The organism is Phreatobacter cathodiphilus (assembly GCF_003008515.1).
In the GTDB taxonomy this organism is placed as follows: Bacteria; Pseudomonadota; Alphaproteobacteria; order Rhizobiales; family Phreatobacteraceae; genus Phreatobacter; species Phreatobacter cathodiphilus.
In genome coordinates this window covers 4,191,792-4,213,778 of record NZ_CP027668.1, presented here as the reverse complement: position 1 = coordinate 4,213,778, position 21,987 = coordinate 4,191,792, and the positions used below count along the sequence as shown (strand labels likewise).

Genomic DNA, 21,987 nt, shown 5'->3' with positions numbered 1-21,987 from the left:
TGCAGTTCAAGCCGTGATGGAAACAGGGGATTGCGGCTGAGCGCCATCCCGCATCGTTAAACGCGCCGTCTCGTCGGCGGTTCCCGTCGTCGTCGCGGCGTCGCTGCCGCCCTCGGACGGCTTGTTGAGGTGACGATAGGCCGACAACACCTCCACCATCACCATGCCGATCAGGAGCAGGGGGGTGGAGAGGATGGCGCCGACCGGGCCCCAGAGCCAAAGCCAGAAGACGAAGGAGAGGAAGACGAGGAAGGGCGAAACGGTGAGCCGGCGGCCGACGAGGCTCGGGGTGAGCACATTGCCCTCGACGAGGTGGATCAGGGCATAGACGCTGACGGGCCAGAGGGCGGCGAAGGCGGTGTCGCCGGTGGTGACGCCGGCGCCCAGCATGAGCGCGGTGAGGATCAACGGGCCGATGAAGGCGAGGTAGTTGAGGACGAAGGACAGCGCGCCCCAGAACAGCGGATAGGGAAAGCCCGCCAGCCAGGCGATGGCGGTGGCTATGACGCCCACGACGAGGTTGATGACGGTGACGACGGCGAAGTAGCTGCCGATGCGCTGCTCGACCTCCTCGAAGAAGGAGCCGGCGACCTGGCGCGCGTCGCGGCCGAGGCAGAGGCGCAGCACGCGCGCCTTCAGGTGACGGCGGGCGGCGAGGTAGAAGAAGATCGTCGCCACGAAGATCAGCATGCCGCCGGCGGCGCTGGACGAGGTGACGGCGATATTGAGGAGCGGGGTGAAGGAGGCGCCCGCGGCCGTCTCCGTCGCAACCGGCGCGGTGGCGCCCTGGGGCACGCCCTGCAGCCGCCGCATCATGTCGAAGAAGCCGTCGAACTTGGCCCTCAGCGTGTCGACGATGGCGGGGATCTGGTCGGCGCCGAGCGCCACCGGAGCCGCGAGGATGGCGAAGAGGCCCATCAGCAGGACGATGCCCGTGAGGACGACGATGGCCGCCGCCGCAGCATGGGGCAGGCCGCGGCGCACGAGGGCGTCGGAGACCGGGCCGAGAACCAGCCCGAAGACGATGCCGGCGGTGACCGGCAGGGCGACGGGCCGGGCGATGGCGAGGGCCGCCGTCGCCATGATGACGAAGATGCCGAGCGTCGCGTAACGCAGGACGGGATCGTGATCGCCGATGTCGAAGAGGTCGTGGTCGTCGGTCGGCGGCTCCGGCGCCTCCTCGTGACGGGGCAGAAACCACAAAAGCTCGCTGCGCATGATGCGGTCCCCGGGAACCGAAGCGCCGGCAGGATGCCGGGCATGGCCGGCAATCAGAACGACCGGCCCGCCGCAAGGTTCCAAGGATCGGGCAGCGTCAGCGCACGTCGTCCTTGCGCAGGACCACGTCGATGCGGGCGACGACTCCGTCTGGGCGGTAGTCGATGGCGACTTCGCCGCCGAGCTGGGAGGCGAGCAGCCGGTTGAGCAGGAGCGAGCCGAAGCCGCTGCGCTCCGGCACCTTCACCGGCGGGCCACCGCTCTCGCGCCATTCCAGGGTCATGCGGGGCTCCGGGACGGCACCGTCGGAGGCGATGGTGACGTGGACCCGCCCCTCCGGTACCGACAGGGCACCGTATTTCACCGCGTTGGTGGTGAGCTCGTGGATCGCCATGCCGATCGGCACCGTCATGTCGCGCGGCACCACCAGAGCCGGGCCGTCGATGACCACGCGGGACTCGCCGTCCTGGAGATAGGGCGAGAGCTCGCTTTCCAGGATGTCGCGTATGCCGGCTCCCGCCCAGGCCTCGCGGGTGAGGAGGGAATGGGTGCGGCCGAGGGAGACCAGGCGGTCGGAGAAGCGCTCGCGGAAGGCCGAGAAGCTGGTGGAGGAACGGCCGGTCGCCGAGGCGATGGCCTGCACCGTGGCGAGGATGTTCTTCACGCGGTGGTGCAGTTCGCGGATCAGCATCTGCTGGCGTTCCTCGGCCTGCTTGCGCGAACCGATGTCGAGCGCCGTGCCGAGAACCTGGATGACCTTGCCGACGGGATCGCGCTGGAACGGGGTCTCCCGCACCAGGAACCAGCGATAGCTGCCGTCGGTGTGGCGGATGCGGTACTCGATCTCGCGGACCTCGCCGTCGGCGATGCGCCGCACCTGCGAGGCGAACTCGGCCACCCGCCGGCGGTCGTCCGGATGGACGAAGGCGCCGAGCGTCTTCAGCGGCCGGCCCATCAACTCGGAGGGGCCGTAGCCGAGGCTCTCGAAGATCTGCGGGTTCACATAGGCGTTGCGGCGGCGCTGAAGGTCGTTGATGTAGATGAGGTTGGGGGCCGAGAGCATCAGCCTTTCCAGCCGCGCCTTCTCCTGGGCGAGTTCGGCGACCCGCGCCTTGAGTTGACGCTGGGTGGAGACCAGCGCCTCCTCCACCAGCTTCTTGTCGTGGATGTCGGTGCAGGTGCCGAACCAGCGCTCGATCCGGCCGGTGGCGTCGCGCATGGGCACGGCGCGGCCGATGAACCAGCGATAGCCGCCGTCGGCGGACTTGAACCGGTATTCGATCTCGTAGGGCTCGCCGGTCTCGAGGGACTGGGCCCACCGCTTCGCCGCGCGCTCCTGGTCGTCGGGATGGAGCAGGTCGTTCCAGATCCCGCCCATGGTGGAGCCCGGCGCCGTGCCGGTGAATTCGTACCAGCGCTCGTTGAAATAGTCGTGGTAACCGTCGGGAAGGGTCGACCAGACGAGCTGCGGCATGGCGTCGGCGATGGTCTGGAACCGCCGTTCGCTCTCCTTCAGTTCGGCGTCGCGGATGCGGAGGCTCCTCGCCACCTCCTCGCGCAGGCTTTTTTCCTCCGCATAGCCGCGCCGCACCGCCGAGAGGATGCGCCGCGAGGCGAGCATGGCGATGACGAGGGCGGCCAGGACCAGCAGCCCGCCGATCAGGGCCACCGGGCGGAGGGCGGAGAAGAAGACCCGGCCGAACACGACCTCGGGAACGGCGATCACGGCCGCGTAGCCGCTGATCGGCGCCCGGGCGAAGGCGAGGGTGGCGGTGAGGTTCTCCACCGTGCGGGTGTGGATGAGGCCGCTGCTCCTCGCCGCCAGCGCCTGCCGCACGGGCGCCACGGCGGTGGTTCCGACGAAGCGGTCCGGGTCGCGGGAGCGGGCGATGACGATGTCGTTCTGGTCGAGGACCGCCGACAACCAGTCGGAGGGCAGGTTCTGCTGGCCGAGGAGCCCCGACAGGAGCTGCGACGGCATGACCAGCATCACCGCGACGCGGCGGCCGGAGGCTGTGTCGCCGCCAAGCATCGCGACGACGGCCGGCCCGCCCATGGCGGTGCGGTCGACGATGCCGGAAAAGACCACCTCGCCGCTCTCCAGCGCCTTTCGCACGGTCGGCGCGGCGGAGGTCTCGACCGGGGTGAGCCCGCCTCCGTCGAGGGGGAAGAAGGTGTTGAGCAGCCGCCGGCCCTCGCCGTCCAGCACCGCGACGAAGGTTCCGCGCGGCGCCGACTGGAGCGCCTGGCCATGGAGGGCGCGCCAGTCCTCGGCGGCGAGGGAGGGCGACGAGGCCAGAGCCCGCAGGTAGAGGCCGGCCCTGTCCATCTCCACGTCCACCGCCCCGGCGATGGCGCGGGCCTGGTCGACGAGCCGGCCCTCCATGCGCCGCCTTTCGCTGGCGGTGGTCTGCCAGACCGCGCCGAGCGCGAGGGCGAGCAGCGGCACGGCGATGCCGACCACCAGGATGAGCAGGCGCACGCGAAGGGCCCGCAGGCGCCGGCTTTCGTCGGCGGATGCGGGGGTCGTGTCGGCTTCCGATGTCGGGGGACTCACCTCAGCCATGAATCATCCGGCTCGATTGTCCCGCCACGGACCGAGGCTCGTCAGCACGACCGGACGGATACCGGCGTTGGGGCTGAGCGAAATTCCCTGCGGACCCGGCGGTGGTCCGCCTGGTGCCGATCCTGGTGACGACATCATCGGTAACCCTTGTCGGACGGGGTGGAGAAGCGCAACCGGACGCCCTCCAGAGCATGGCCGCGTGAGGCCGAAGCGGGGCGGCCGACGCACCCCTGACGGTCGACAAACGCGGCGGCGGGCCCGAAGTTCCCAAGATTCCACGATCATCCCACGATCGCCCGTGCCGGAACCCGTTCAAAGGGCCGGCGTTGTTGGCACGACATTCACTGTCTGCATAGGTCCTCGAAGACCGTTCAACAACACCGTCAGGAGATTGCATCATGGGTACCCTTCTCCACTGGGCCGTCGTCTTCCTCATCGTCGCGCTGGTCGCCGCCTTCCTCGGCTTCGGCGGCGTCGCCGGCACCGCCATGGGCGGCGCGCAGCTGCTGTTCTGGGTCGCGATCGTCCTCTTCGTCGTGTCGGTGGTCGCCGGCCTGATCCGGCGGGCCTAGACCTTTCCGTCGCCCTAACGGCGACACTTCATTTTCCTGCGGCCCGCGACGATTTCGTCGTGGGCCGTTGGTCTGCTCGGCGCTACGTCTTTTGACACCAACGGCTCCGATCCTGATGGTATGGATGGCGGTTGGACGGCGCCCCGCGGGACCTACATGAACGATCGGCATTGGCTGTTGCGATATTCCGTGGGCGTCGGCCTGTTTCTGGCGGCGCTCGCCCTGCGCTTCCTCGCAGAACCCTCGCTGCCCCCCGGCTTTCCCTTCCTGACCTTCTTCCCGGCGATCATCGTCGCCACCTTCGTCGCGGGCGCCGGGCCGGGAAGCCTCTGCGCGGTGCTGAGCGGCCTCGCCGCCCTTTATTTCTTCATCCCGCCCGCCAACGCCCTGGTCCTCGACTACCAGTCAGGCGTCGCCATCGCCTTCTTCGCCTTCATCGTGGTGGTCGACATTCTCATCATCGACCGGCTGACAGGGGCCCTCGCGGCCCTCCGCGCCGAGCGTGAAAAGGCAGTCCTGCACGCCGAGCAGCGCGATACGCTGTTCAAGGAGCTCCAGCACCGGATCGGCAACAACCTCCAGTCCGTGTCCGCCCTGCTCAACATCCAGCTCCGCGCGGTGAAGGATCCCGAGGCCCGCCGGGCCCTCGCCGACAGCGTGCAGCGGGTCGGCGTCATCGCCGACATCCACCGCATGTTCCACGACCCGGCCCATGCCGACGGCCGGATCGACGACGACTTCGTGCGCGAGCTGGCGGAGCGCTGCATCGATGCGGCGGGCGCCCGTGACCGCGTCACGCTCGTCACCGACATCACGCCCGTCGCCCTGCCGCAGGACAAGTTCCTGCCCGTCGCACTGATCCTCACCGAGTGCATCAACAACGCCCTCGAACACGGTATCGGGTCGCGGCCGTCGGGCATCATCTCGGTGACGCTGGAGAAGAGCGGCGGCCTCGCCGAACTGCGGGTGGGGGACGACGGCCCCGGCCTTCCCGCCGGCTTCGACCTCGCCACTGCCCGCAGCATCGGCCTGACCGTGCTGAGATCTTTTGCCTCGCAGCTCGGCGGGACCCTGTCCATCGCCAGCGAGGGCGGCACGCTTTGCCGGCTCCGATTCGATGTTCCCAAGGTTGCCCAGCACGAGGTGGCTTGGTCCACGACGGGATTGAAGGCCGCTTACCCCACATGAATCACAGTACCTGGACGGAACGCCTGACCACCCGCGGCGGCGAGATCGGGCGGCTCATCGCATCGCATGACTGGTCGGGGACGCCGCTGGGTCCGATCGAGGACTGGCCTGCATCCGTCCGCACGGTGATCAAGCTGATCCTCGCCTCCCCGGTCCCCCAGACGCTGATGATGGGCCCGGCCGGGATCATGCTCTACAACGAGGGCTATGCGCAGATCGCCGGATCGCGCCATCCGCACATCCTCGGCCAGCCGGTGCGCGAGGCCTGGCCCGAGGCGGCCGCGTTCAACGGCTCGATGATGGAGACGGTGCTCGGCGGCGCGACCCTCACCTTCACCGATCAGCCCTTCGTGCTCTACCGCAACGGCGGGCCGGAGGACGTCTGGTTCGATCTCGCCTACAGCCCCGTGGTCGGCGAGGATGGCGAGCGCATCGGCGTGCTCGGCGTCGTCACCGAAACGACCGAGCGCATCCGGGCGCAGGAGGAACTGGCGCGCAGCCGCGAGCGCCTCGCCTTCGCGCTCAATTCCGCCGGAATGATCGGCACCTGGGACTGGCATATCGGCTCCGACCTGTTTTTCCCCGACGCCCGCCTCGCGGAACTGTTCGGCAGCGGGCCCGGCCCCAGTCAGGACGGCATGCCGGTCGAGCACTATCTGGAGGCGATTCATCCCGACGACCTGCCGCGGGTGCGCGAGGCCTTCCAGCAGGCCATGACGACGAAGGAGAAATACACGTCGGAGTACCGGCTCAGGACCCGGGACGGCGGCTGGCGCTGGGTGATCGCGCGCGGCGAGTGCCTCTACGACCACGAGGGCAAGCCGGCACGCTTCCCCGGTGCCATCGTCGACATCACCGAGCTCAAGGAATCGGAGGAGGCGCGCTCCATCCTGCTGCGCGAACTCAACCACCGGGTGAAGAACATCTTCGCGGTGGTCTCGGGGCTGGTCTCGATGACCGCCCGCACCTCGGCGACGCCGCGCGAGATGGCGGAAGCGCTGCGCGGGCGCCTGTCGGCGCTGGCCGCGGCCCACGACCTCATCCGCTCCGCCGTCTTCGGCGAGAGGGAACAGGCCGAGACGACGCACCTGTCGGATCTGCTCACCCGCATCCTGGCGCCGCATCTCGGCCGGCCGGACCAGGTGACGCTGTCGGGGCCGCAGATCTCGCTCGGGTCGACGGCGGCCACGAGCCTCGCCCTCGTCTTCCACGAACTCGCCACCAACGCCGCGAAATACGGGGCGCTGGCCGAGGATGGCGGCGAGCTGACGGTGGAATGGACCGCCTCGGCCAGCGACGTCACGCTCAACTGGAACGAAAGGCGCACGGCGGTGATGGACGAAGCGCCGACCCATCGCGGTTTCGGCAGCCAGCTCATCGAGATGAGCGTCCAGCGTCAGCTCAAGGGCGCGATGACCTACGACTGGTCGGCGGCCGGGCTGCGGGTCAGCCTGACGGCCCCGACCCAGCAACTGACGCGCTGAAGCGTCCCTGTGGACGCGAAACAGGGTCCGGACGGAGCCCGGACCCTGTTTATGTTCGAGGCGCCCCGGTTCAGGGGGCGAACCTGCTCAGCTCCAGAAGATGGCGAGCAGGATGATGATCGGCAGGGGAATGCCGAGGAGCCACAAGAGAGCACCGCGTCCGAGACCCATTTCCATCTCCATGATTGTGCGTTGTTGACCTGACAACGTCGCACCGACGGAGAAGGTTCCGAGCCTCTAGGCGGCGATGGCCTCGCGCCCGTCGTGGCCGGCGACCGTGACCGGGACAATGGCGCCGGGCTCGGCGGCGCCGGCGAGACGGACGGGGGTGAAATGCTCGGTGCGGCCCATCTCGCCGGTCTCGACAAGCACGTTGTAGCTGCGGCCCACCATGCTCTGGAGATGGGCGGCGAGCGCCGCCTCGCCCTTCGCACGCAGGCGGCGGGCCCGATCCTTGACGACGTCGCGGGCGACCTGGGGCATGCGCGCCGCCGGCGTGCCCGGCCGCGGCGAATAGGGGAAGACGTGGAGGTGGGTCAGGCCGCACTCCTCGACGATGGCGAGGGAGCGGGCGAACATCTCCTCCGTCTCGGTGGGGAAGCCGGCGATGATGTCGGCGCCGAAGACCATGTCCGGCCGGAGGCGGCGGACCTCGTCGCAGAAACGGATGGCGTCGTCGCGCAGGTGCCGCCGCTTCATGCGCTTCAGCACCATGTCGTCGCCGGCCTGGAGCGACAGGTGGAGGTGCGGCATGAACCGCTCCTCCCCGGCGATGACGTCGAGCAGGTCGGGATCGGCCTCGACGGAATCGATGGAGGAGATGCGCAGGCGCTCGAGCTCCGGCACGTGGCGGAGGATGGCCTTCACCAGCGCGCCGAGTTTCGGCTCGCCGGGCAGGCCCTGGCCGTAGCTGGTGATGTCGACGCCGGTCAGCACCACCTCGCGATAGCCGTTGCCGACCAGGCGGCGCACCTGCTCCACCACCTCGCCCATGGGCACGGAGCGGCTGTTGCCGCGGCCGAAGGGGATGATGCAGAAGGTGCAGCGGTGGTCGCAGCCGTTCTGCACCTGGACGAAGGCACGCGAGCGGCCGGTGAGGCCGTCGATGAGGTGCAGCGCCTGTTCGCGCACCGCCATGATGTCGTTGACCGCCACCTTCTCGCTGGCCGCGATGCCGAAATCGGGACCTCGCCCGAGGGCCGTGCGGGTCTCGCCCCAGGCCTCGGCCTTCATCTTCTCGTCGTTGCCGATGACCCGATCGACCTCGGCCATGGCGGCGAAGACCTCGGGCTCGGTCTGCGCGGCGCAGCCGGTGACGACGATGCGGGCCTGGGGGTTCTCGCGCTTCATGCGGCGGATGGCCTGGCGCGCCTGGCGCGTCGCCTCCGCGGTGACGGCGCAGGTGTTGACGACGATCGCCTCCGTCAGCCCCGCCTCGGCGGCGAGCCGCTGCATCACCTCGGATTCGGAGGTGTTCAGCCGGCAGCCGAAGGTGACGACCTCGACGGAGGGGCGCGCCGCGTTCATGGGGCTCAGGCCGCCGTGGCGAAGAGGGTGGGCGGGAAGGTGCCCTGGTGCTCGAGCTCGGTCGGCCCGGTCATGATGACGTGATTGTCCTCGCGCCATTCGACGAAGAGGTCGCCGCCCGGCAGCGACACGGTGGCGGCGCGGCCGGTGCGCTTGGTGCGCGCCGCCGAGACGAGGACGGCGCAGGCGGCCGAGCCGCAGGCGCGGGTGATGCCGACGCCGCGCTCCCAGACCCAGAGGACGATGTGGTCGCGCGTCTTCACCGCGGCCAGCGAGATGTTGGCGCGCTCGGGGAAGATCGGGTGGTTCTCCAGCATGGGGCCGATCTTCGGCAGGTCGTAGGCATAGGGATCGTCGACCCAGAAGACGGCGTGCGGATTGCCCATGGAGACGACCGACGGCGAATGGAGGACTGGAGCGTCGATGGGCCCGATCTGCAGCTCGATGGCGCGGGTGTCGCGGAACTCCTCGGCGAGGGGAATGTCCTGCCAGCCGAAGCGCGGCTCGCCCATGTCGACGGAGAAGGCGTGGGGCCCGACGCGGCGGCAGGCGAGAAGGCCCGCGACCGTCTCGACGGTGAAGCTCTCGGCGCCGTCCTCCTCGGCCAGCACCCAGGCGACGCAGCGCGTGCCGTTGCCGCAGGCGCCCGCCTCGCTGCCGTCGGTGTTGTAGATGCGGATGTAGCAGCGCGTGCCCGGCGTGCGCGGCCGGTGCAGCACCATCATCTGGTCGAAGCGCGAGCGCTCGTCGGCGGCGATGGCGCGCGCCTCCGTCGCCGTGACCACATGGGTCGAGGCGCGCAGATCGACGACGACGATCTCGTTGCCGGCGCCGTTCATCTTCCAGAACGAATGGTTGGCGAGCGGGCTCATGCTCGGGACCCGTGGTGACGCGTGGGAGTTGGTGTCCGAATGTGATGACGAGGACACAATGGGCGGTCTCTATATAGGCTATCCTGCACTTGTCCAAAACCGGCGCTCCGCATCGGGCGGAACGGCGCGGGACCGTGAGAGGCTCGACATGATGCGACGGGGTGCCGGATACGGGGTGAGCACCGCACTCCTCGCGGCGCTCCTCGCCTTCGGAGCGGGGCCGACGGAGGCCGTGGCGCAGACCGCATCGCCTCCGCCCGCCGCCGCGCAGCCGACGCCGCCCGCCGCTGAGCCGCCCGCCGCACCCGCCCCGCCGCCTGCGGCGCAGGCTCCCGCCGCCCCCGCCGGCCCGGCAAGCGTGCTGCCCTCGGACGAGGCGGTGCAGGCCGCCGGCTTCGGCGACGAGGTGACGCTGACGGCGCGGCCGGCGCTGGTGCTCGCCGGCAAGACCACCTGGGACGACCTCTACGGCACGTTCCGCAAGGCCATCACCGAACTCAAGGCGATCGCCGCCCGCGAGGGCGCCGAGATGACCGGACCGCCGATGATCCGCTTCGTCTCCTCCTCCGACGACGCCGTCGATTTCGAGGCGATCCTGCCGGTGCGCGAGGCGGCCAAGCCCGCCGCGGCCTATGCGCCGGCCAAGCCCGGCGAGACGCCGGCCGGCAAGGCGATGCGCTTCGTCCATCATGGCGGCTACGACACGATGGAACAGACCTACGACGAGATCACCAACCATCTCGACGAGCGCTCGATCGTCGCCGAGGACGCCTTCGTCGAGGAATATGTGCGTGATCCCGACGTCACGCCCGAGACCGGGATGGCGACCTTCATCTACGTCTTCCCGAAGACGAACTGACGCACCATCGCAAGCATCACGCCGGAAGCCCGCACAGCCGGCTTGCACGCATGCAAAGACTTTGCCATGGCGCCCCGGCCAAGGCCGCCTATCTTGCCGTCAACAGGACGCGCACCGCGTCCGGCAGGAGGCTTCCATGTCCTTCAACGGCCAGTCTTTCAACGGCATCCATCACGTTACCGCCATCTCCGGCCCGGCGCGGCGCAACCTCGCCTTCTACGCGGAGGTCCTCGGCCTCAGGCTGGTGAAGAAGACCGTCAACTTCGACGATCCCGGCACCTACCACCTCTATTTCGGCGACGCGGCGGGAGCGCCCGGCACCATCCTGACCTTCTTCCCCTGGGAGCATGCCGCCCCCGGCCGGCTCGGCGTCGGACAGACGCAGGAGACCGTGTTCCGCGTGCCGGAGGGATCGCTCGGCTGGTGGGCGCACCGCTTCGTCGAGAAGGGCGTGCCGCACGAGACGATCACCAGGCGCTTCGGCGAATCCGTTCTGGCCTTCAAGGACCCCGACGGGATGAGGCTCGCCCTGGCCGGCATGCCCGGCATCGGCGACGAGCCGGCGTGGAACGGTGGCGGCGTGCCGCCCGAGCATGCGATCCGCGGCTTCCACGGCGTCTCCCTGCTCGTCGAGGCGGGCGACAAGACCGGCGCCATCCTCACCGACGTCTTCGGCTATGCGAAGACGGCGACGGAAGGGACGGTCACCCGCTACGCGGTCCCCGGCAATCCGGTCGGCGGCATCGTCGACATCCGCGCCGCCGGCGGCTTTTTGCCGGGGCGCGAGGGTGCGGGATCGGTGCATCACGTCGCCTTCCGGGCGGCGGACGATGCGGCGCAGGAGGCCATGGTGGCGCGGCTCAGGGAGCATCACGGCCAGCGCGTCACGGAACAGCGCGACCGGAACTACTTCCGGTCGGTCTATTTCCGCGAGCCGGGCGGCATCCTGTTCGAGATCGCCACCGACGTTCCCGGCTTCGCCGTGGACGAGCCGGCGGAGAGCCTCGGGCAGGCGCTGAAGCTGCCGGCCCAGTACGAGGCGCAGCGTGCCCGCATCGAGGCCGTGCTTCCGGCTCTCGACTGACCGCCCCTCATGAGACCGCCGCGCCCGTCCGGGCGTGGCGGATCCATCCCAGGAGATCTCTGCCATGGCCACCCTCACCGACGGCGGCTTCGTCCATCGCTTCGTGCCCGGCGCGACCGCCGACAGCCGCACGCTGCTCCTGCTTCACGGCACGGGCGGCGACGAGACCGACCTCCTGCCGCTCGGCCAGATGATCGCGCCGGGAGCGGCGCTGCTGTCGCCGCGCGGCAAGGTGTTGGAGAACGGCATGCCGCGCTTCTTCCGCCGCCTGGCGGAGGGCGTCTTCGACCACGAGGACGTGGCGCGGCGTGCCCACGAGCTCGCCGATTTCGTCGCGGCGGCGCGGAAGGCCCACGGGCTGCCGCCGCCGGTGGCGGTCGGCTTTTCGAACGGCGCCAACATCGCCGCGGCGATGATGATGCTGCGGCCGGAGGTGCTGGACGGCGCCGTGCTCATCCGCGCCATGGTGCCGCTGCCCGATCCGCCCGCCGTCGACCTCACCGGCCGGCGGGTCCTGATCCTGTCGGGCGCCATGGATCCGATCGTGCCGGAGGAGGATGCCGCGCGGCTCGCCGGCCAGTTGCGGACGGCCGGCGCGGCGGTAGAACACGAGGTTCTGCCCGCCGGCCACGGCCTGACGCAGGCCGACGTCACGCTGGCGCGGCGCTGGTTCGCCGCCGCGCCCTGAGCGGGCAAAGGCTCAGCGGGTGACGACGACCGTGGCGCCGACGCCGACGCGGTTCATCAGGTCGACCACGTCCTCGTTCAGCATGCGGAAGCAGCCGAAGGAGGCCGCGGTGCCGACCGAGCGGCGCATGCTGGCGGAGGTGCCGTGGATGGCATATTCGCCGCCGGCGAGGGTCAGCGCGCCCTCGCCCATGGGATTGTTGGGGGCGCCGCCGGGAATGACGTCCGGCAGGCTCGGATTGGCGCGCCGGACCACGGCGGGCGGCGACCAGGCGGGGCGCACATGGCGGCCGTTGACGACCGTGCGGCCCTCCCACTGCTCGGAGGAGCGGCCGACCGCGACGCGGTAACGGATCGCCGTGCCGTCGCTCTGGACGAGATAGAGCCGGCGCTCGGAATTGCGGATGATGATGGTGCCGGGCTCGGCCTGAATGTTCAGGCGAACCACCTCACGGGCCGAGGCCTGCGGTGCCTCAATACCGTTAATAACGCACAGCGCGAATGCCGCGGCCAGCAGCGGCCGCGCCCAACGACGTCCCATGACCCTCTCCCATACCGCCCATACCCACCCGGCGGTCACGCGCCGAAAGAGCGGGGCGATCAGTTTCTCTTCAGTTGTCGAGAGAAGAAAATCCGGAACGAGAGTCAACGACTCCTTGCTTTGTGGCGGCGAGGTGGCGAGAGCGTGTTGCACGCCAGCAACGCTGCCGGGGGCGGTCGTGGTGAATGCTCATAAACCATTCACCACGCTGCACATTTACCGTGCGTCAACCATGCCGCTCAACCCGGCGGTGGTCGCTGCGCCGTCAGGCTGGCCCCGTCGAACGGAGGGCGGGTCTTGCGCACAACGGTTGGAGAGGTCGTCAGGCTGCCAGACAGGCGGACGGGCCCGGCACTGCTGGCCCTCGGCGCCTTCGCCGTCATGGCCGGGCTGCCGGTCGTGCTGCTGTGGAACCTCGCGGCGCAGCGGCCTGCCCCCGCCGAGCCGATCCGCCCCTCTCTCGTCGCCGAGGAGGCGGCGGACCCGCAGCCGGTGTGGCGGCCGGTGACGGCTCGCCACGGCGGCTTCGACGTCGACGCGCCGCGCTGGCGGCCGCTCGGCCAGGAGGTCACGATGTTCCGGCGCTCGGACGGGCTGGCGCGCGAGGTCTTCCGCTTCGGCTCCGCCGAGGACACGCGACGCCACGCCGCGCTCGTCGTCGACCGCGGCGAGATGGCGCCGGCGACCGCCGTGGCCGATCTCGGCGCCGTGGTGTCCGACCTCGGCCTGTCGGCGGCGGTCACCGCCAATCCCATCCCGCTCGCCACCAAGTTCGGGGCGATGCGGACCGCCGACATGACGCTCGAATCGGAGGAGGGCAGCAAGGCCTGTCTCGGCTTCGCGCTGCGCGAGAACGAGGCGGGGATCAGGATCACGGGCTGGGTGTGCAGCGGCGGACCCGAAATCGTCAGCCGCCAGGAGGCATCCTGCTTCGTCGACCGGCTGTTCACGGTGGGCGTCCGCGATGCCGCCATCGCCGGCCTCTTCGCGCGCGCGGAGCTGTCGCGCCACCCCTGCCCTGCCGCCACCGCCACGACGGCGGCGAACCCGCTCGTCTCCGAGCGCGGCGGCCGGCCCGCGCCGCTCCGCCTGAACCGGCTCTGACCGGGAGCCGTACCGGAGCCGCGCAGGGCGTTTACCCGCCATTAACCATGTTTCTTCATGGTCTCCTCACAATCGGATGGAGGAGGCAGCGATGGCCGTCGGTCAGATCGGTACGGGCGCAGTCGGCCCGGCGGGCGCAGGCGCCGCGGGTGGACAGTCCGCGGCCAGCGCCGTGCGGCCCGCCGAGACGGCGCCGCGGATCAAGACCGCCAACGTCACGGTGACGCTGACGCCCGAGGCGCGCCAGCACCTCTCGCGGCTCGAGGGCTTTACGGCGACCATCGGCACGTCGAAACAGCCGAAGCAGATGACCAAGCCCGGCATCAACGTTGACTTCCGCACCTGAGGCCGGCGCGGGACCACTCCCGCCCGGCAGCGGCGGGATCAGCCGGCGAGGTGCTGCAGTTCCTTGACGATGGCGTCGCCCATGCCGGCGGTGCCGACCACATGGGTGTTGTCCGAGCGGATGTCGGCCGTGCGCAGGCCGGACGCGAGGACGTTGGTCACGGCCTTGTCGAGCATGTCGGCCGCCTCGATCGCCTTGAACGAATAGCGCAGCGCCATCGAGAAGGACGAGATCGTGGCGATCGGGTTCGCCGCGCCCTTGCCCGCGATGTCGGGGGCCGAGCCGTGGACCGGCTCGTAGAGCGCTTTGCGTTTGCCGGTGGCCGGGTCCTCGGCGCCAAGCGAGGCCGAGGGCAGCATGCCGAGCGAGCCCGTCAGCATGGCCGCCACGTCCGAGAGGATGTCGCCGAAGAGATTGTCGCAGACGATGACGTCGTACTGCTTCGGCCAGCGGACGAGCTGCATGGCGCAGTTGTCGGCGAGGACGTGCTCCAGCTCCATGTCGGCGAACTCGGCCTTGTGGATGCGGGTGACCACCTGCTTCCACAACACGCCCGTCTTCATGACGTTGTGCTTCTCGGCCGAGGAGACCTTGTTGCGGCGGGTGCGGGCCAGTTCGAAGGCGACGCGGGTGATGCGCTCGATCTCCGAGGTCGTGTAGACCTGCGTGTCGATGCCGCGCTGCTGGCCGTCCTCAAGGGTGACGATCTCCTTCGGCTCGCCGAAATAGACGCCGCCGGTGAGTTCCCGGACGATGAGGATGTCGAGGCCCTCGACCACCTCCGGTTTCAGCGAGGAGGCCGCGGCGAGCGCCGGGAAGCAGATGGCGGGCCGCAGGTTGGCGAAGAGCCCGAGATCCTTGCGCAGACGCAGAAGGCCCGCCTCCGGCCGCTTGGAATAGGGAACGTCGGCCCATTTCGGACCGCCGACGGCACCGAAGAGCACCGCGTCGGCGGCCTGGGCGAGCGCCATGTCGCCGTTGGAGATGGCCTCGCCATGGGCGTCGTAGGCGCTGCCGCCGACCAGGCCCCGCTCGGTCTCGAAGGCGGCGACGCCCTGCCGGCCGAACCAGGCGACCACCTTCTCGACCTCCGCCATGACCTCGGGGCCGATGCCGTCGCCGGGCAGGATGAGAAGCTTGTGCGTCGCCATGGTCGGGTCCCCCGTCTCGCGTGTCGGCGCGCTCTAGCGGTCCGGCCGCCTCAGGGCAAGCTCCCAGAACGCATGAGGGCGCGCCTTTCGGCACGCCCTCGCTGCTGCAATGGTCGCGGGATTACTCCGCCGCGGGAGTCTTCTCGCCGGCCGGGGCGGCCGGATCGTCCTCGACGCGCGGGGTGCGGCGCTTGCGGACGCGGGGGGCGGGCGCCTCCCGCTCGTCGGCCGCGGCGGGCACCACGGCGGCGCCGCCGGTGATGAAGGACGGCAGGCCGAGGCCGGCATCGTCCTCGCGCGCGGCGGGAGCCGGCTGGGGGGCGGGAAGATGGTCGCCGCCCTCGGCGTCACCCTCGAAGCCGCCGGCCTCGCGGCGCGCCTGGCGCTCGGCGAAACGCTCGGCGCGGCGGCGCTCGAAGCGCTCGCGCCGGCTCTCGTAGGGACGGCCGTCGCGGCCCTGGCCGCCTTCGCCCTCGGGGCCGGAGCCGCCGATGTCGGGCTGGTCGCCGCCGACGGCCTCGGGCTGCGGACGGGGACGGTCCTGGCGGTCCTGACGGTCGGGGAAGCGCTGGCCGCCCGGAAAGCGGTCGCGGTCGCGGTCGCCGCGGTTCTGGCCCTGGAAATCACGCTGGCCCTGGTAGTCGCGGGGCTCGCGCTGACCCTGGAAGTCGCGCTGGCCCTGATAGTCGCGCTGACCCTGGAAATCGCGCTGGCCCTGGAAGTCCCGAGGCTGGCCGCCGCCGAAGTCGCGCGGTTGCTGCTGCGGCACTTCGGGCTTGGCCTGGACGGGGGATTCGAAGCGCTTGTCGAAGGGGGAGGCGAAATCGTCGTCGTCGTCCTCGTCCCCCTCGTCGTCGACCTGCTGGCCCTCGACGCGCGGCGCCTGCTGCTGGCGGAGCGCCTCCTGGGCGGCGGCGATGAGGCGGAAATAGTGCTCGGCGTGCTGGAGATAGCTCTCGGCCGAGACCGGGTCGCCCGAGGAATGGGCGTCGCGCGCGAGCTGCAGGTACTTCTCCGCGACATGCTGGGCCGTGCCGCGAATCTTCACGTCGGGGCCGTTGGACTCGTAGCTTCGCGAGAGCGGATTGGGGCCCTTGCCGCCGCCGCGGTTGTTGCGGCCGCGCATGCGCTTGTTGTTGCTGTTTCTCATGTCGGTCCTTTATCGACCTCCTCAAGCGGAGCCCGCGTCCAAGCGATGCGTCCGGATCCTTCGGCTGATCGCAGGCAGACCTCGCAGGCGCCCTGCGCCCGGCCTTGCCGCGTTCGGCAGTTCAACGATCTTCAGGGTTCAGGGCGACGCTGGAGCGTCCCGCCCTTCGCGCCTCTTGCGCGCCTCGTCCTTCATTCGGGATCGGATTCATGGCGCCCCTCGCGCCCTGGCTCCGACGTACCAAACCCCACCAGACCTGTTTGATGTTGCGTTCGACGCGCGGATATGACCCCGGACCGCTTCGAATCTTATGGAGCCATGTTTAGCCGGTCCGCCGGCGGATTCCAAGCGGTTTCTCCGTACGGCGCCCCGCCCCTCAGGGCGCCGGGTTGCCCCTGAGCTGGTGGACGGCGTCGATGGCCGCGAGAACGTCCGGCGACAGGGTCGTCTCGCCGGCGTCAATGGCGGTCTTCAGCTGCGCCATGGAGGTGGCGCCGATGATGGCCGAGGTGACGAAGGGGCGGCTCGCCACGAAGGCGATGGCCATGACGGCGGGGTCGAGGCCGGCCTCCCGCGCGATGGCGACATAGTCGCGGATTGCCTCCTCCGAGCCCGGTTTCTGGTAGCGCTGCTGGCGGTCGAAGAGGGTGACGCGGGCGCCGGCGGGACGGGCACCGTCCAGATATTTGCCGGTGAGGAAGCCCTGGGCGAGGGGTGAATAGGCGAGGAGCCCCACCTGCTCGCGCAGCGCCACTTCGGCGAGGGCCGTCTCGAAGGTGCGGTTCAGGAGGTGATAGGCGTTCTGCACCGTCTGGACCCGCGGCAGGCCGCGCGCCTCTGCCTCCTTCAGGAAGGTCATGGTGCCCCAGGCGCTCTCGTTCGACAGGCCGATGAAGCGCACCTTGCCGGCCCTGACGAAGCCGTCGAGGGCCTCCAGCTGCTCGCCGATCGCCGTCTCGTCGGCGCGCGGCGCCCAGCCCTCGGGGTCGAAGCGGCTCGGATTGGCGCCGAAGGGGGCCGGACGTTCCGGCCAGTGCAACTGGTAGAGGTCGATATGGTCGGTGCCGAGCCGCGTCAGGCTCTGGTCGAGGGCGATCTGCATCTGCGCGCGGGTGAGGCGCGTCGGCGCGCCGTCGGGGCGCAGCCAGGTCATGGCGCCGGCGCCCGCCACCTTGGAGGCAATGACGATGTCGTCGCGGCGGCCGCGCTTCTTCAGCCAGGAGCCGATGATCCGCTCGGTGGCCCCATAGGTCTCGGCCTTGGGCGGCACCGCATACATTTCCGCCGTGTCGAAGAAGGTGATGCCGCGCGAGACGGCATAATCCATCTGCTCATGGCCCTCCGCCTCGGTGTTCTGCTGGCCGAAGGTCATGGTCCCGAGGCAGACGACGGGAACGGACAGGCCGGTGCGGCCGAGGGGACGGGTCTGCATGCGGAATACCGATCGCTGCGGGGATGAGGGTGGGTAGGCGGCCGGCGGCGCGCGGTCAACCGCCGCGGCGGGATCGCACCTCGGCGATCAGCTCCTCGACCTTCGGCAGGATGCGCCGGACGACGGCGTCGACGCCCCGGGCGTTGGGATGCATGCCGTCGGAGAGGTTGAGCGAGGCGTCGGCGGCGACACCCTCCAGGAAAAAGGGATCGAAGAGCACGCCGTGCTTCGCCGCCAGCTCTGGGAAGATCGGGTTGAAGGCGGTGGCGAAGGCGCTGCCCATGTTGGGGGGCGCCAGCATGCCGGTGAGGAGGACGGCGATGCGCTTTTCCTTCAGCCTGCCGATGATGGCGTCGAGATTGCGCCGGGTGACGGCGGGGTCGATGCCGCGCAGGGCGTCGTTGGCGCCGAGTTCGAGGATGACGGCGTCGACGCCCTCGCCCACCGCCCAGTCGAGCCGCTCCAGCCCGCCCGAGGAGGTGTCGCCGGAGACGCCGGCATTCTGGATCGTCACGTCGTGGCCCTTCGCCCTCAGCGCCGCCTGCAGCTTGACGGGAAAGGCGTCGCCGGGGCCGAGCCCGTAGCCGGCGGTGAGGCTGTCGCCGAGGGCGACGATATTGACGGGTCGCGCCTGCTGGGCCGCCGCCGGAAGGGAGCCGAGGCCGAGGACGAGGGCCGTCAGGCCGATCACGAACTGTCGCACGGAGCTTCCCTTCCCAAAGGCCGATACCGGTGCCATCTAGGGTCGCAGGTGCAATGCCGCAATGTGCGGCGCGATGCGAGCGACCCAGAGACATGCCCTTGCCGACCGATCCGCTCCACCCGGCTCGCCCCGCCATCGTCATCGACAAGGTCGAGCTGTCGCTGGGGCGCGGTGCCTCGAGGGTCCATATCCTGAAGAGCCTGTCGCTGTCGGTGGCGGCGGGACAGTCGGTGGGCCTGGTCGGCCCCTCGGGTTCCGGCAAGTCGACGCTGCTCATGGTCATGGCCGGGCTCGAGCGCCCGGATTCCGGCAAGGTGACCGTCGCCGGCACCGACATCACCGGCCTCGACGAGGACGCACTGGCGCGCTTCCGCGGCCGCCATGCCGGCATCGTCTTCCAGTCCTTCCACCTCATCCCGACCATGACGGCGCTGGAGAACGTCGCCGTGCCGCTGGAGCTCGCGGGAGCTCGCGACGCCTTCGACCGGGCGGCGGACGAGCTCGACGCGGTCGGGCTGGGCGCCCGCCTCAACCATTATCCAACGCAGATGTCCGGCGGCGAGCAGCAGCGCACGGCGCTGGCCCGGGCCCTGTCGGTGCGTCCCGACATCCTCTTCGCCGACGAGCCCACCGGCAATCTCGACGAGACCACCGGCCGCACGATCATCGACCTCATGTTCGCCAAGCAGGCCGAGCGCGGCGCCACGCTGGTGCTCGTCACCCACGACCGGGCGTTGGCGGAGCGCTGCGACCGCGTCGTGCGCCTGCGTTCGGGCGTCATCGTCGAGGACAGCCGCGCGCCGGAGACGGTGGCGTGAGCGGCTTCGTCGCCCGGCCGAGCCGCCTTCCCACAGCCGTCCGTCTGGGGCTGCGCGACCTGCGCGGCGGCCTCAGGGGCTTCGGCACCTTCATCGCCTGCATCGCCCTCGGCGTCGCGGCGATCGCCGGCGTCGGCTCCTTCGCGCACGGGCTCGTGGACGGGCTCGCGCGCGAGGGCCGCGTCATCCTGGGCGCCGACGCCTCCTTCCAGGTGCTGCACCGCGAACTGCCCGACGCCATCGTCGCGGCGCTCGCCGAACGCGGCACCGTCGCCACCATGGCGACGACCCGCGCCATGGCGCGCACCCCCGCCGTCGGCGATGCCGCCAAATCCTCGCTCGTCGAGATCAAGGCGGTCGATCCCGGGCTCTATCCGCTGGTCGGCACGCTGGAGAGCGAACCGGCCGCCTCCACGCGGGACGCGCTGGCCCCTCGGAACGGCCGGGCCGGCGTTCTGGTCGAGCCGGCTTTGCTGGTGCGTCTCGGCGTCGCCGTCGGCGACGAGGTGATCCTCGGAGACCTCCCCGTCCGCATCGCCGGCGTCATCCGCAGCGAGCCGGACAGGCTCGCCGGCGGTCTCGGCTTCGGCCCGCGCCTGCTGCTCTCCCTCGACACCTTCCGGCAGACCGGCCTCATCCAGCCGGGCTCGCTCATCCGCTGGATGTACCAGCTCGATCTCGGCTCCAGCCAGGCCACCGACGCGGAGCTGCGGCGGGTGATCGCCGACATCCGCGGCCGTTTCCCCGATGCCGGCTTCGAGATCCGCACGCGGATGAACGCCTCGCCGCAGCTCACCACGCAGATCGAACGCTTTTCGCAGTTCCTGACCCTCGTCGGCCTGACCGCGCTGCTGGTCGGCGGCGTCGGCGTCGCCAATGCGGTGGCGAGCCTCGTCGACCGCAAGCGCGACGACATCGCGACCTTGAAGGCGCTCGGCGCCACCGGCGGCATGGTCTTCGCCGCGACGCTGACCCAGGTCGGCCTGCTCGCGCTGGTCGGCACCGCCATCGGCCTCGCGGTCGGCGCCGCCCTGCCCTCGGCGGTGGTGGCCGCCTTCGGCTCGGCCATCCCCATTCCCGTCGCCACCAGCGTCCAGCCGGGCGAACTCGCCACCGCGGCGGCCTACGGCCTCCTCGTCGCCCTCGCCTTCGCGCTCTGGCCGCTCGGCCGTGCCCACGACGTGCCGGTCTCGGCGCTGTTCCGCGACACCGTGGACGGCGAGCGCCGCTGGCCGCGCCCGCGCTACCTCGCCCTCGTCGCCGCCACCCTCGCCGTGCTGGTGACGCTGTCGGTCGTCACCTCGTTCAATCCGCGTCTCGCCATGGGCTTCATGGCGGGCGCCGCCGGCATCTTCGTGGCCCTGCGGCTGGTGGCGGCCGGCATCATGGCGCTGGCCGCGCGCATGCCGCGCTCGCGTCGCACCAGCCTGAGGCTGGCCGTGGCGAACCTGCACCGGCCCGGCGCGCTCACCCCCTCGGTGGTGCTCTCCCTCGGGCTCGGCCTGACGCTGCTGGCGGTGATCGCCCTGGTGGACGCGAGCTTCCGCCGCCAGATCGAGGACGCACTGCCGGAGCGGGCGCCGTCCTTCTTCTTCGTCGACATCGTCAACTCGGATGCCCCCCGTTTCGACGCCTTCATCGCCGAGAACGCGCCCGGCGCCGATCTCAACCGGGTGCCGATGCTGCGCGGCCGCTTCGTGCGGCTGGGCGGCCGTCCGGTGGAGGAGATCCGCGCCAGCGACGACATCGCCTGGGCGCTGCGCGGCGACCGCGGCATCACCTATGCCGCGACGGTCCCGCGCAATTCCCGCGTCACCTCCGGCGATTGGTGGCCTGCCGACTATGACGGCCCGCCGCTGGTCTCCTTCGACGAACGCATGGGCCGCGGCTTCGGGCTGAAGCTCGGCGACGAGGTGACGGTCAACGTGCTCGGCCGCAACATCACCGCGCGGATCGCCAATTTCCGGCATATCCAGTGGGACAATCTCGGCATCAACTTCATCGTCGTCTTCTCGCCCAACACCTTTCGCGGCGCGCCGCACGCCCATCTCGCCACCCTCACCTATCGCCAGCCGGCGAGCGCGGAGACCGAGATCGCCCTGCTGCAGCAGGTGGCGGCGGCCTTCCCGGCGGTGACCACGGTAAGGGTGAAGGACGCGCTGGAGGCGGTCGGCCAGCTTGCGACCCAGATCGCCACCGGCATCCGCGGCGCCAGCGTGGTGACGCTGGTGGCGGCGATCCTGGTGCTGGCCGGAGCGCTCGCCGCCGGCCACCGTGCCAGGGTCTACGACGCGGTCATCCTGAAGACGCTCGGGGCGCCGCGCGCCATGCTGATCCGCACCTACGCCACGGAATATGCCCTTCTCGGCACGGTCACGGCGCTGTTCGGCCTCGCCAGCGGCTGCGTCACCGCCTGGGTGGTGGCGACGCAGGTGATGAACATCCCCTTCGCCTTCGCACCCCTCCAGGCCCTCGGCATCATCGTGCTGGCCATCGTTCTCACCGTCGGTTTCGGCCTCGTCGGCACTTGGCGCGCCCTCGGCGAGAAGCCGGCCCCGGTGCTGCGCAACATGTGAGCCGGCGGACGAGCCACCGCCCCTCCGCCACGGGCCGGCGCAAGCTTGCGACAAAGGGACGCGAAGCCCGGCCAATGCTGGAACGGCCGAAGGGAGGGCCTTGTTTCCG

At 70.4% G+C, this 21,987-nt stretch carries 19 protein-coding genes; 10 read left to right on the top strand and 9 right to left on the bottom strand.

Going from position 1 to position 21,987, the window contains the following annotated elements; genetic code table 11:
* Positions 1-6: 6 nt before the first annotated feature.
* Positions 7-1,218 carry an AI-2E family transporter gene (locus C6569_RS20235; protein WP_106750555.1) on the bottom strand — a complete coding sequence of 404 codons (1,212 nt, stop codon included), beginning with the start codon at positions 1,216-1,218 and terminating at the stop codon, positions 7-9.
* A gap of 97 nt (positions 1,219-1,315) precedes the next feature.
* Positions 1,316-3,784, bottom strand: a complete 2,469-nt coding sequence (locus C6569_RS20230) for a sensor histidine kinase (protein WP_146144858.1) — start codon at positions 3,782-3,784, stop codon at positions 1,316-1,318.
* 398 nt (positions 3,785-4,182) lie between these two features.
* Here C6569_RS20230 and C6569_RS20225 point away from each other — a divergent pair, with 398 nt between their 5' ends.
* The 3 genes from C6569_RS20225 to C6569_RS20215 all read left to right on the top strand — a co-directional run bounded on the left by C6569_RS20225 (position 4,183) and on the right by C6569_RS20215 (position 7,028).
* On the top strand, positions 4,183-4,356 hold the full coding sequence (locus tag C6569_RS20225; RefSeq protein WP_106750553.1) for a DUF1328 domain-containing protein: 174 nt from the start codon (positions 4,183-4,185) through the stop codon (positions 4,354-4,356).
* Between the two features lie 156 nt (positions 4,357-4,512).
* Complete coding sequence (locus C6569_RS20220) at positions 4,513-5,544, top strand: sensor histidine kinase (RefSeq protein WP_181313832.1); 1,032 nt, start codon at positions 4,513-4,515, stop codon at positions 5,542-5,544.
* Positions 5,541-7,028 carry a sensor histidine kinase gene (locus C6569_RS20215; RefSeq protein ID WP_106750551.1) on the top strand — a complete coding sequence of 496 codons (1,488 nt, stop codon included), beginning with the start codon at positions 5,541-5,543 and terminating at the stop codon, positions 7,026-7,028. The genes C6569_RS20220 and C6569_RS20215 overlap by 4 nt, the downstream gene beginning before the upstream one ends.
* Before the next feature lie 237 nt (positions 7,029-7,265).
* Here C6569_RS20215 and mtaB read toward each other — a convergent pair whose 3' ends face one another.
* Together mtaB and dapF are read right to left on the bottom strand one after the other, a co-directional pair.
* On the bottom strand, positions 7,266-8,555 hold the full coding sequence (gene mtaB / locus C6569_RS20210; RefSeq protein ID WP_106750550.1) for a tRNA (N(6)-L-threonylcarbamoyladenosine(37)-C(2))-methylthiotransferase MtaB: 1,290 nt from the start codon (positions 8,553-8,555) through the stop codon (positions 7,266-7,268).
* 5 nt (positions 8,556-8,560) lie between these two features.
* Positions 8,561-9,427 (bottom strand): diaminopimelate epimerase, encoded by an 867-nt coding sequence (dapF, locus tag C6569_RS20205; RefSeq protein WP_106750549.1) that lies wholly within the window; start codon positions 9,425-9,427, stop codon positions 8,561-8,563.
* A gap of 175 nt (positions 9,428-9,602) precedes the next feature.
* Between dapF and C6569_RS21830 the strand changes: the two genes are divergently transcribed.
* From C6569_RS21830 to C6569_RS20185, 3 genes are all read left to right on the top strand, one after another.
* Positions 9,603-10,286: a GyrI-like domain-containing protein gene (locus tag C6569_RS21830; protein WP_181313831.1), complete on the top strand. Its 684-nt coding sequence runs from the start codon at positions 9,603-9,605 to the stop codon at positions 10,284-10,286.
* Between the two features lie 136 nt (positions 10,287-10,422).
* Positions 10,423-11,370, top strand: a complete 948-nt coding sequence (locus C6569_RS20190; RefSeq protein WP_106750547.1) for a ring-cleaving dioxygenase — start codon at positions 10,423-10,425, stop codon at positions 11,368-11,370.
* A 64-nt stretch (positions 11,371-11,434) separates the two neighbouring features.
* Positions 11,435-12,058, top strand: a complete 624-nt coding sequence (locus C6569_RS20185; protein ID WP_106750546.1) for an alpha/beta hydrolase — start codon at positions 11,435-11,437, stop codon at positions 12,056-12,058.
* Positions 12,059-12,070: 12 nt separating this feature from the next.
* On the opposite strand, the gene C6569_RS20180 is transcribed toward C6569_RS20185, so the two are convergent.
* Positions 12,071-12,598, bottom strand: a complete 528-nt coding sequence (locus C6569_RS20180; RefSeq protein ID WP_106750545.1) for a L,D-transpeptidase — start codon at positions 12,596-12,598, stop codon at positions 12,071-12,073.
* 297 nt (positions 12,599-12,895) lie between these two features.
* Between C6569_RS20180 and C6569_RS22045 the strand changes: the two genes are divergently transcribed.
* Both C6569_RS22045 and C6569_RS20170 read left to right on the top strand, forming a co-directional pair.
* Positions 12,896-13,702: a hypothetical protein gene (locus tag C6569_RS22045; protein WP_181313830.1), complete on the top strand. Its 807-nt coding sequence runs from the start codon at positions 12,896-12,898 to the stop codon at positions 13,700-13,702.
* A gap of 91 nt (positions 13,703-13,793) precedes the next feature.
* Complete coding sequence (locus tag C6569_RS20170; protein WP_106750544.1) at positions 13,794-14,048, top strand: hypothetical protein; 255 nt, start codon at positions 13,794-13,796, stop codon at positions 14,046-14,048.
* Between the two features lie 38 nt (positions 14,049-14,086).
* Here the strand turns inward: C6569_RS20170 and leuB are convergent, their stop codons facing one another.
* From leuB to C6569_RS20145, 4 genes are all read right to left on the bottom strand, one after another.
* Positions 14,087-15,199, bottom strand: a complete 1,113-nt coding sequence (gene leuB / locus C6569_RS20165; protein WP_106750543.1) for a 3-isopropylmalate dehydrogenase — start codon at positions 15,197-15,199, stop codon at positions 14,087-14,089.
* A 121-nt stretch (positions 15,200-15,320) separates the two neighbouring features.
* On the bottom strand, positions 15,321-16,349 hold the full coding sequence (locus C6569_RS22040; protein WP_181313829.1) for a DUF4167 domain-containing protein: 1,029 nt from the start codon (positions 16,347-16,349) through the stop codon (positions 15,321-15,323).
* A 376-nt stretch (positions 16,350-16,725) separates the two neighbouring features.
* The gene (locus C6569_RS20150) at positions 16,726-17,781 is read right to left on the bottom strand and encodes an aldo/keto reductase (protein WP_106750541.1); all 1,056 of its coding nucleotides are present in this window, start codon (positions 17,779-17,781) and stop codon (positions 16,726-16,728) included.
* A 55-nt stretch (positions 17,782-17,836) separates the two neighbouring features.
* Complete coding sequence (locus C6569_RS20145) at positions 17,837-18,484, bottom strand: arylesterase (RefSeq protein ID WP_245898175.1); 648 nt, start codon at positions 18,482-18,484, stop codon at positions 17,837-17,839.
* A gap of 92 nt (positions 18,485-18,576) precedes the next feature.
* Here C6569_RS20145 and C6569_RS20140 point away from each other — a divergent pair, with 92 nt between their 5' ends.
* Together C6569_RS20140 and C6569_RS20135 are read left to right on the top strand one after the other, a co-directional pair.
* Positions 18,577-19,302: an ABC transporter ATP-binding protein gene (locus tag C6569_RS20140; RefSeq protein WP_106750539.1), complete on the top strand. Its 726-nt coding sequence runs from the start codon at positions 18,577-18,579 to the stop codon at positions 19,300-19,302.
* Positions 19,299-21,878 carry an ABC transporter permease gene (locus C6569_RS20135; RefSeq protein WP_106750538.1) on the top strand — a complete coding sequence of 860 codons (2,580 nt, stop codon included), beginning with the start codon at positions 19,299-19,301 and terminating at the stop codon, positions 21,876-21,878. Before C6569_RS20140 ends, C6569_RS20135 begins: the two co-directional genes overlap by 4 nt.
* Positions 21,879-21,987: the final 109 nt, after the last annotated feature.